9 protein-coding genes and 3 tRNA genes are annotated in these 9,743 nt (G+C 36.5%); 3 read left to right on the plus strand and 9 right to left on the minus strand.

Going from position 1 to position 9,743, the window contains the following annotated elements; all coding sequences use genetic code 11:
• Window positions 1-124 precede the first annotated feature (124 nt).
• Window positions 125-1,459 carry a magnesium transporter gene (mgtE, locus tag EXE09_RS17025; protein ID WP_130118053.1) on the plus strand — a complete coding sequence of 445 codons (1,335 nt, stop codon included), beginning with the start codon at window positions 125-127 and terminating at the stop codon, window positions 1,457-1,459.
• Between the two features lie 27 nt (window positions 1,460-1,486).
• On the opposite strand, the gene EXE09_RS17030 is transcribed toward mgtE, so the two are convergent.
• Together EXE09_RS17030 and EXE09_RS17035 are read right to left on the minus strand one after the other, a co-directional pair.
• The gene (locus tag EXE09_RS17030; RefSeq protein ID WP_130118054.1) at window positions 1,487-1,933 is read right to left on the minus strand and encodes a DUF2726 domain-containing protein; all 447 of its coding nucleotides are present in this window, start codon (window positions 1,931-1,933) and stop codon (window positions 1,487-1,489) included.
• 62 nt (window positions 1,934-1,995) lie between these two features.
• A tRNA-Asn gene (locus EXE09_RS17035) sits at window positions 1,996-2,071 on the minus strand.
• Between the two features lie 117 nt (window positions 2,072-2,188).
• Between EXE09_RS17035 and EXE09_RS17040 the strand changes: the two genes are divergently transcribed.
• On the plus strand, window positions 2,189-2,770 hold the full coding sequence (locus EXE09_RS17040; protein WP_130118055.1) for a hypothetical protein: 582 nt from the start codon (window positions 2,189-2,191) through the stop codon (window positions 2,768-2,770).
• Window positions 2,771-2,828: 58 nt separating this feature from the next.
• Here EXE09_RS17040 and EXE09_RS17045 read toward each other — a convergent pair.
• The 6 genes from EXE09_RS17045 to EXE09_RS17070 form a co-directional block, all read right to left on the minus strand.
• Window positions 2,829-2,904: transfer RNA gene (locus tag EXE09_RS17045), tRNA-Asn, on the minus strand.
• A gap of 5 nt (window positions 2,905-2,909) precedes the next feature.
• Window positions 2,910-2,985, minus strand: a tRNA-Asn gene (locus EXE09_RS17050).
• 74 nt (window positions 2,986-3,059) lie between these two features.
• Window positions 3,060-3,719 (minus strand): hypothetical protein, encoded by a 660-nt coding sequence (locus EXE09_RS17055; protein ID WP_130118056.1) that lies wholly within the window; start codon window positions 3,717-3,719, stop codon window positions 3,060-3,062.
• A 117-nt stretch (window positions 3,720-3,836) separates the two neighbouring features.
• Window positions 3,837-4,475: a hypothetical protein gene (locus EXE09_RS17060; protein ID WP_130118057.1), complete on the minus strand. Its 639-nt coding sequence runs from the start codon at window positions 4,473-4,475 to the stop codon at window positions 3,837-3,839.
• Window positions 4,476-4,599: 124 nt separating this feature from the next.
• Window positions 4,600-5,226: a superoxide dismutase gene (locus EXE09_RS17065; RefSeq protein ID WP_068975253.1), complete on the minus strand. Its 627-nt coding sequence runs from the start codon at window positions 5,224-5,226 to the stop codon at window positions 4,600-4,602.
• Window positions 5,227-5,455: 229 nt separating this feature from the next.
• Window positions 5,456-6,214, minus strand: coding sequence for a Nif3-like dinuclear metal center hexameric protein (locus tag EXE09_RS17070; RefSeq protein ID WP_130118058.1), 759 nt, complete (start codon window positions 6,212-6,214; stop codon window positions 5,456-5,458).
• A 170-nt stretch (window positions 6,215-6,384) separates the two neighbouring features.
• Here EXE09_RS17070 and EXE09_RS17075 point away from each other — a divergent pair, with 170 nt between their 5' ends.
• Window positions 6,385-7,560, plus strand: a complete 1,176-nt coding sequence (locus tag EXE09_RS17075) for a S1C family serine protease (protein WP_068975251.1) — start codon at window positions 6,385-6,387, stop codon at window positions 7,558-7,560.
• 867 nt (window positions 7,561-8,427) lie between these two features.
• Here EXE09_RS17075 and EXE09_RS17080 read toward each other — a convergent pair.
• Window positions 8,428-9,414 carry a Tim44 domain-containing protein gene (locus EXE09_RS17080; RefSeq protein WP_130118059.1) on the minus strand — a complete coding sequence of 329 codons (987 nt, stop codon included), beginning with the start codon at window positions 9,412-9,414 and terminating at the stop codon, window positions 8,428-8,430.
• Between the last annotated feature and the right edge of the window lie 329 nt (window positions 9,415-9,743).

Below are 9,743 nucleotides of genomic sequence, written 5' to 3' on the forward strand. Positions count from 1 at the left end.
TCGACAGTACAATAGCGGACAGACATTTGAATTGAATCTTTCATGATTCAATCCATAACGAACAAAAATTAAATTTTTGGCTTTTACGTTTTATGTAAATAGCACTTTGATTTTGGATGATTTTATGCAATTTTCTTTGGCATTTATAGCAGAAATAGAAAGCGCTATACAGAACCATCAATTTGAACTTATTCAAAATAAAATCAGTCAAATCAATGATGCTGATATTGCGAAATTATTATCTAGTTTATCTCTAAATGAACAATTGACGCTGATCGAATATCTTCCTAATGCAGCTTATATTTTTGAATTTTTATCGATAGAACAACAATTACAAATTGCTGAACATTTAAATACGCCATTGCTAGTAAAAATATTATCTGAGATGCACTCAGATGATCGTACTGATTTGTTTAAACAACTGAATTACAAGCTACAACAGCAAGTGAGTCAGTATTTAAGCCCAGAAATTCAACAGGATATTTTACAACTCGCCAAGTATCCTGAGGAATCTGCGGGTGCGATCATGAGTTCAGATTATGTGGCTTTGCCACCAAATTTGAACATGGTAGAAGCGATTGAACAGATTAGAACGCAAGCCAAAGATCGTGAAACACTTTATTTGATTTATGTGATTGACCAAGATAAAAAACTACTCGGTGTAGTTTCATTGCGACAAATCATTCTCGCAGAGCCTCAACAGAAAATTGTTGAAATAATGAGTCGTGATTTAATTGTTGGCTACAGTGACGAAGACCAAGAGAGCATTGCTGAAAAGCTCAGTTATTACGATTTTATCGCCTTGCCGATTGTGGATGAAAATAATCGACTATTGGGGATCGTGACTTATGATGATGCAATGGATATTGCCAAAGAAGAAGCCACAGAAGACTTTTTAAAATCAATTGCAATGTCTTCAGGACATGTCAGTATCAAATCTGCTCCCATTCTATATTTATATCAAAAGCGTGTGTTTTGGTTGGTCATTTTAGTATTCGGTAGCTTGCTCTCAGGTTTTGGAATTGCACATTTTGAAGATATTATTTCTGCCAATATCGTGTTGGTTTTTTTCTTGCCTTTATTGGTTGGAAGTGGCGGAAATGCAGGTTCACAGTCTGCTACTTTGATGGTACGTGCATTAGCCATCGGAGATGTAGAGCTAAAAGATTGGTTGTATTTGATCGGTCGTGAGAGTTTGGTTGGGCTTTGTTTAGGTGGAACAATGGCGCTTGCAGTTTCAGTGCTTGGCTATTTTCGAGGAGATGCGATGGTTGCTTTGGTTTTGGCAATCAGCATGGTGGGCATTGTACTTTTGGGCTGTTTGATTGGTATGAGTTTGCCTTTTATTCTCAATCGCTTAAAACTCGATCCTGCGAGTGCTTCAGCACCTTTGGTCACATCAATCTGTGATGCAACAGGGGTGATCGTGTATTTGTGTATTGCTTCGTTGCTTTTATAAAACTATAACAACGTTTATCAACAAACTTTAATGGATGTCTTTTCTTAAATCTCGACAACTCGGAATTTCTGTATAACGATAGACTTTGTAGCCTGCTTGATTCAACATTGCATCACGTTGAGCATCTTGTTGTTCTTTTCCTAGATGTGTAGGGTCATCTAGCTCAATAATCGCGATCACTTCAAGTTGATTATCTAATAATACAAAATCAGTCACTTTGCGATTAAATTTGGATCTGAGTTTGAATTGTTCTGTATCAATCAACGCACTAAATGCAACTTGAGCAAGCACATGATGTTGCGGGAAAGCTTCATTCAGGCGTAAAAACATTTTCTGCTCAAAAGGGGTAATGACGGGTTTTGCAAAATAGTTTTTATTTCTAAATAAATGTTGACCAAAACAGGCGATTAGCAAAGCAAGTGTTGCAATACTACCTATAAAAAGGAATAAAGCCTGATGAGAATCAAAAGACATAAGTAATCAACAAAAGATAGGCAAGAAAAAACCCACTGCGTAATGAGTGGGCTTTTAGAATTTGGCTCTCCAACCTGGGCTCGAACCAGGGACCTGCGGATTAACAGTCCGTCGCTCTACCGACTGAGCTATTGGAGAATCTGGAACGCATTTTAGGGATGAATTAGAGGTGGGTCAAGAAAAAATTGTTAAATTGATCATAAAAAAGTATTATTTGATAAATATTTGATCATTCATAAAAATAAAAGCATGCTTATGAAAATTCTTCTTCCTTTATTTCTTGTTGCATTTATAAATTCATGCCAATGGCGTGCACATCCAGAAGATACTGCATCAAATGATTCTCAAAAAAAGAATCAAACACAGCATGTTGATAAACAGGATATTTGCCGAAAAGTTTTATTTACACAATTGATTGATCAAAAGGAGTGGGCAGAGATTTATAAAGTTTTTCCGACACCCACTCAAAAACCATTAAGTACACAAACGATTATTGAGTATATTCAAGGTGATTTTGAAGTGCATGATTCAATAGGTAAAGGCATTATTGGTGTCCCTTTAGAGGGGAATGCTGTGAATCTCAACTCTCAATATGCGACTGTAACCAAAGTAGGTGGTAATTACTTGATCACGTTAAAAGATGATCATCTTGAATATTTAATTCGACAAAACTTTGATGAATTTTCAACGCTACAATTTAAAAGTCCCTATGACACACAATTTCAAGATTTATGTGCAGACAGCCATATTCGCTATTTAGATACAATTAAACTCGTGTTCTTTCGGAGTGCAGCCAACATTTATATGTATGACCTAAAAGAAAGAGGCGATTTATAAAGATAAAAATATGTTGATAAAAAAAGCCCACTTCGCAATGAGTGGGCTTTTTAGAATCTGGCTCTTCCACCTGGGCTCGAACCAGGGACCTGCGGATTAACAGTCCGTCGCTCTACCGACTGAGCTATGGAAGAATAGATGGCTCTCCAACCTGGGCTCGAACCAGGGACCTGCGGATTAACAGTCCGTCGCTCTACCGACTGAGCTATTGGAGAATCTGAAACGCATTCTATGGATGAATGTCAAAGTGGTCAAGTATATTTATAACAAAAAAGCCTTAAATGTTTTTTTATTGTCCAGATTTGAAATATTTGCTTATATATTGATTATTTTTAAAATTTTCCAATTCTTTATTTGAGATAAGATGGTCATAGTGACTACTTCGATCACTGAGTTGTTGAATGGTTTCTATACGCTTTTTAGGTGTCATCCGAGCGATTGCAGTAAAAATTATCGCCATTTCTAAAATTTTTTGATTTCTAAATATGAACTGTGACGCTATGACTTGCTCTTTAACTTGAAAAGTCTTCCTTCTGAACATGTTTGTTTGTGCAATTTCATCTTTTAAATAGAGGGTGAGTTGGTAATCATGTCCCCATTTTATGCCACGGTGTTCTTGTTCGACTTTATTAAAATTGATTGAAGAAATTTGTTTGTAGGGAATACTGATATGTACGGTATACATTTGAATTTGGCAATATTCAGGCATGAAGCAGACACGGGGACGACCATATCTGATAAGTAAGTAAAATAGGTAGAGTCCAAAACAGAAAAAGAAAATTAGACCTAATACAGCAAAAATGAACCCGAAGGTTATATAGTCCGATGATTCGATAAATTTAAAGCATCCTATTTGGATTGTGATAATTGTAGAAAAGAACAGTAATAGTTTGAATGGATTGGCTTTTATGGTGTAAGTTGGGAATGGTTTTTTATTCGGTATAGTCATGATTTAGTTCAAGTATAAATGCTTCAATAAAATATTTTAGAAGAACATCAATTTTCAATCTGTAAATAGGTGAATATTGATGAGTTGCTATGTAAATGTAAAGTACATTGAATTGATTTATTTTCGGGCATTAAATTTTTTATTGAGTTTTTGATCGTATGTAAAGTTAGCAATATCTTTCTGATTGAGATAATCGGTGAATTTAAATTGTTTGTTGTTGAGCTTGTGGAAAATAGCAGGTCTACTTTTGGCTTTATTTTGACAAAGAATATAGAGCAACATCGCAGTTTCAAGAATTTGCTCATTGCTGATCAATAATCCTTGTTGAACTTGAAATATTGATTCAGTTGTTGTCCTAGCAAAAATATCAACGACCTGAATAGGATGAGCACTGTATAGAAATAATTTCCGTTCAGGTTCATAGGCTGTTACTTGATAATGGGTTTCGTGTCTTTCTAAATTGAAACTCGTCATATCAGCATACTTAATTTTGGCTTTACGGCTATATTGAATGACTTCAAAATCGTCTAAATTAAAAATAATACGCGGTGTTCTGCGCTGAATAATCATCCATAACATGTAGATACTAAAGGGAAATACAATTAAAAGCACAATCGCGACAATTATGAAAAGGGGCGTGACGTAGTCTGAAAATTCTAGAAATTTAAGACAAATAAATTGTAGTGCAATCATGCACATAAAAATAAAAGCGATACGTCCAAAACTGGCTTGAATCACGTAGGGTTGTAAAGTCATTGTTATACGATATTCATTTTTATTGGGAAATATTTTTAATATGCTAATAAAAAATCGCTCTATAAAAGAGCGATTTTTGTAAAATAATTCAACTGATATTCAGTTGAGTCTTTTCAGACTGAAATTATTTTTCAACACCAGCAGCTTGACCAGCATATTTAGCATTTGCATAGTCCCAGTTTACAAGGCTTTCAAGGAAAGTTTTGATGTAAGCTGGACGTGCATTACGGAAGTCGATGTAGTAAGCGTGTTCCCAAACGTCGATTGTTAATACTGCAACTTTACCGTGAGCAAGTGGAGTATCTGCATTTGAAGTTTTAAGGATAGAAAGTTCGCCGTTTACTTTGTCAGCAACTAACCAAGCCCAACCTGAACCGAATTGAGTTGTTGCAGCAGCAGCGAATTCTTCAGCAAATTTTTCATAAGAACCGAAAGCTTCGTCGATTTTAGCAGCCAAAGCGCCAGTCGCAGCACCACCACCGTTTTTAGCCAAACAGTTCCAGTAGAATGTGTGGTTCCATACTTGAGCCGCGTTATTGAAAACACCTGCTTTAGAAGCATCGCCAGCAACAGCAACGATGATTTCTTCTAAAGTTTTACCTTCAAGGTCAGTACCTTTGATTAAGTTGTTTAAGTTAACAACATAAGTATTGTGGTGTTTGTCGTGGTGGAATTCTAAAGTTTCTTTGCTGATGTGAGGAGCAAGATCTTCGTAGCCGTATGGTAGCGCAGGTAAAGTAATGGTTGTCATGTTTTAAATTCCTTGCAATTTGCTGGGTTTTAAAATTAAGTGGCTTTATTGTAATGGATTCTATAAACAATTGTGCAGGATGTTAAATAACAATACACAATTTATTTCGATTAATTACGAATAAAGAAATTGTTAAAAATAAAATAACTAATTTCATGACCAATGCTGTTTATTCACATCAACATGTGTACCAAGCATTGGTCATTTAAACCTGATTACTGTAGCCGATTTAAATCGGGTTGTTTAATTCAAAATAACTATATTCTATATCGAATTTTTCGGCGATGGCTTGCCCAAGTCTTTGCACACCATAACGCTCAGTCGCATGATGACCACATGCATAATAGTGAACATCTAATTCTTTGGCTTCATAAAAAGTACGTTCGCTGACTTCACCTGAAATATAAGCATCACAATTTATTGCTGCAGCTTTACCAATAAAATCTTGCGCGCCTCCTGTACAAAAGCCAATTTTTTGAATTGTTGTTTTTTCGGCAGGTAAATGAATCGCATCAAAATGTAGTTTTTCGGACACAAAATTTTTGAAATCTTCAGGTGACATGGCATTTTTTAAATAACCAATATTACCAATCGGATTGCGTTCGCTCGGATCAAGCGCTTCAATATTTTCTAATTCTAAGATTCTGGCAATTTCAGCGTTATTACCTAAAGTCGGGTGAGAGTCTAAAGGCAGGTGGTAGCCAACTAGAGAAATATCATTTTGAATTAAAGCCTTAATTCGTTTACCACGCATTCCTGTAATCGGGTAGGGTTCACCTTTCCAAAAATAACCATGATGAACTAAAAGTAAATCTGCCTGTTGGGCAATTGCAGCATCTATCGCATCTTGTGAAGCCGTGACAGCACATAGGATTTTTTTGACTTCAGCTTTACCTTCGATTTGTAAACCATTTGGTGCATAGTCTTTAAATTCGTGTGATTCTAAGGTTTGATCACACCATTGAATAATATCTTTAAGTAAAGCCATGAATAACCTTCATTTAAATAATCTTATTTAAAACATCAAAACATACTTTGAATTGTAACTAAAGCTGAACAAAACTCTTAAGGATTTTTATGTTTCTTTATTGAATTGCTTTACAATATGTAAATTGCTTTTGCATCAACGAATTAAAAAATTCTTAGAGGAATAATAACGTGCGGCGTTCATTTACTTGGCTCCCTTGGATTCTACTGATACTGGTCATCATTTGTTTTGTGGTTTGGCAAAAAATTCAACAACCTAAAGCACCGATTGCTGCTGATGGTGTGAAAATGCCTGCTGAAAAAGTTGAACCTTTGGTCAATACATCTCGTACAGGCGGAGTAGTTTCCTATAGTGCCGCAGTAAAAGTGGCTGCACCCGCAGTTGTGAATATTTTTACAACGCAAAAAGTGAAACAAAACCACCCTTTACTCAATGATCCAGCGTTCCGTGAGTTTTTTGGCAATCAAATTCCAGAACAAAATAAAGGCTCTAATGAAAATAGCTTGGGTTCAGGTGTGATTGTACGACCTGATGGTTATATTTTAACGAATAATCATGTCATTGCTCAGGCAGATCAAATTGTTGTTGCTCTACGTGATGGTCGTCGTGCTGAAGCGAAAGTGATAGGTACTGACCCTGATACAGATCTTGCGGTGATTAAAATTGAATTGACCGAATTACCTGTTTTGCCATTTAAGTTGAGTGGGAATGAAGTCGGTGATGTTGTTTTAGCGATTGGTAATCCATTCGGTGTGGGACAAACTGTAACGCAGGGGATTATTTCTGCGACTGGACGTTCTGATTTGGGTATCAATACGTATGAAGACTTTATCCAAACGGATGCAGCAATCAATCCAGGAAACTCAGGCGGTGCTTTAATCGATGTTGCAGGGAATTTGATCGGTGTAAATACCGCAATCTTCTCGCAATCAGGTGGTTCTTTGGGGATTGGTTTTGCCATTCCTGCCAAAATTTGCCAGCAAGTTTTAAACTCGATTTTGAAAGACGGTCGAGTGATCCGTGGTTGGATGGGAATTAGTTTAGTTCCTCCGACTCAAGAGGATGTTCTACAGCCTCGTCAAGCGGGTGTAGTCGTTGCTGATGTTTTGAAAAAAGGTCCAGCAGCGGAAGCGGGAATTAAAGTTGGTGACCGCATTGTGAAGGTCAATAATGAGGATATTACATCGACGTCGCATTTGATCAATTATGTTGCCTTACAAGCACCAAATTCAACGATCCAAGTTGAAGTGGTTCGTGGTGAGCAAAAGGTCAATGTCGCTGTCAAAGTCGGTGAGCGTAAGGTACAAAGTACGGACTCTCAATACATTCCTTTACCACAACGTTAAGTTTGAATGATGTACTTTAAGCCCTGATCATTCAGGGCTTTTTTATTGTCATAAAACAGTTTCTCTTTTCTTATTTAAACCATAGAGCTTAGATCAGTTGAGTTATATCGGTATTGATGAGATGAAAGATTGAGTTTGATAGTAATACCATACGATAAAAGTTAGATCATATAAGTTAAAGGTTTGCACAGACTCAGCATACATTGAAAAGTTTAAATTGCTTTATGTAGTTGATGCCTCACTTTTGAAGGGTGAGGAATGTATTCCGTAAGGTGACAAAAATCCTTTGTTGGACATGAGAAGCGAGGCTTCGCAAGATCTCCTATCTTCGGAGTATACTCCTCATGTTCAACAGCAACATCCATATCGCCTCGCGATAGCATCACCACGTTTAAAGCAATTGGTGCAAAAAAGCAAAAGAGGCTAATTTATATAAAGTTAATATAACGGATTGGTATAATTATTGATTTTTATTAGGGCATGTTGACATTTGCTGTATTAATTTTAATCTCAGATAAAAATCATTTTTAATACCAATAGTTTAGGAATGATATTTTCAATAGAGTGCTTGCAGTAACTATATGATTTTTTATATAAAATCAATGTGGTTGCTATTTAAATATCAACAGACCCTAGATAAATTAATTCAGCTATTCATTCCATAATAATCAACACGACTATCAAAGGAATATTTAAGGAAAGAACGATCAATGTTCTCATTTTTAAATCTATGTCGTACAAAAAATCTGTGTGGGTAATTTTGTTCAATTTGTACTGGCTAAGATATTATGTCGCTTATAAAGATTTTAAGATTGCCATAAAAAAACCAGTGACGAATCACTGGTTTCTGTTATTTATTGCTAAAAATTAAGCTTGTTGAATACCTGCAACTAACCAATCTTGGCTAGAACCCGCCGGTTTAACAAAGTGCCAAATTTCAGCAAATGGTGTAGGTTGGCTATTCAGATCTTCACTTACAGTACCTGTAAAGCGAACACTTACCACATATTGACCATTTTCAGTTGCGCTATCAGCCACCATTGCATTTAAGTTTGAGAACTCAGCAACGTCTTGATCTTGATTTTCCATAATGTCGTTATACATAGACTGGTAAAGATCAGGGGTTAAGTAGCGTTGAATTTCTGCAATGTTGCTTGCAGAGTTCATTGACTGAATGTGGTTGAAACGTTGACGCGCAATACGTAAGAAAGCAGCAGGTTCAGTTCCATCAGGAAGTTGATTACCACTTTGTGTAGATGCTGCGCCAAATGGTGCTTGTGTAGCTGTACCGCCATTCACTGACTGACCAAAAATATTGGTATTGTCATTTGACGTACGTGCAGTGTTGTTTTGACCAAATGGCGCAGATGTTGGACCTGAACTATTTGGTGCATATGGATTGTTACCCGCTAATTTTTTTTTAGCACCGAATTTACGGAATAAGAAGAATGCAGCACCTGCGATTAGGATTAACCAAATCCAACTTGGAATGCCACCTTTTTGCTCTTCTTGTTGAGCTGCTTGCTGTTTTGCTAACTCTGCATCATTGGTTTGCGTCGCATTATGATCATCAGCCATTGCATTGGCAGCAATTGCACCCACTGCCGCACCAGCAACACCAGCCGCAACCATTTTACCTACACCCGAACCAGACTTTTGTTGACCCGTTTGAGCAGGCATTGGCTGTTGAGCAGGCGTAGCTTGTCGCGGTTGAGAATAAGACTGACTTGAACTCGAAGAACGGCTCATGCCATGGCTTTTACCGCCACCTGCACGTTTTGCTTCAGCGAGCGGTGCTACAGCCAAAGTTGCCATCAAAATACCGGCGATCAAGCCGCGCTGTCGAACTTCCATTGAAATTACCTATTTTAAAATATGTTTATGAGTAGAACAGCATTGTTATGCTATTTCATATCTCTATTTATGCAGTCTTTTACAGAGAATTTCAATGTTTTTGAGATTTATTTGCGCATATATTCACATAAAAATAACGAATATCTTTTTTGAAACAGAAGCCTTAGCAGCTTTGTATTAATTATTTGAAAATCCTGAAAAAGTATAAATTTATAGCATATTTATCATATCATTAAATTGATAGCCCTATTTCATGATTTTGTTTATTAATTCAGCTAAGAATTCTCATGGATTTTATTCGTTTCTCAATGAGTTCTAATTCAGCGTTC

This window comes from Acinetobacter sp. WCHAc060025, from assembly GCF_004209355.1.
Classification (GTDB): domain Bacteria; phylum Pseudomonadota; class Gammaproteobacteria; order Pseudomonadales; family Moraxellaceae; genus Acinetobacter; species Acinetobacter wuhouensis.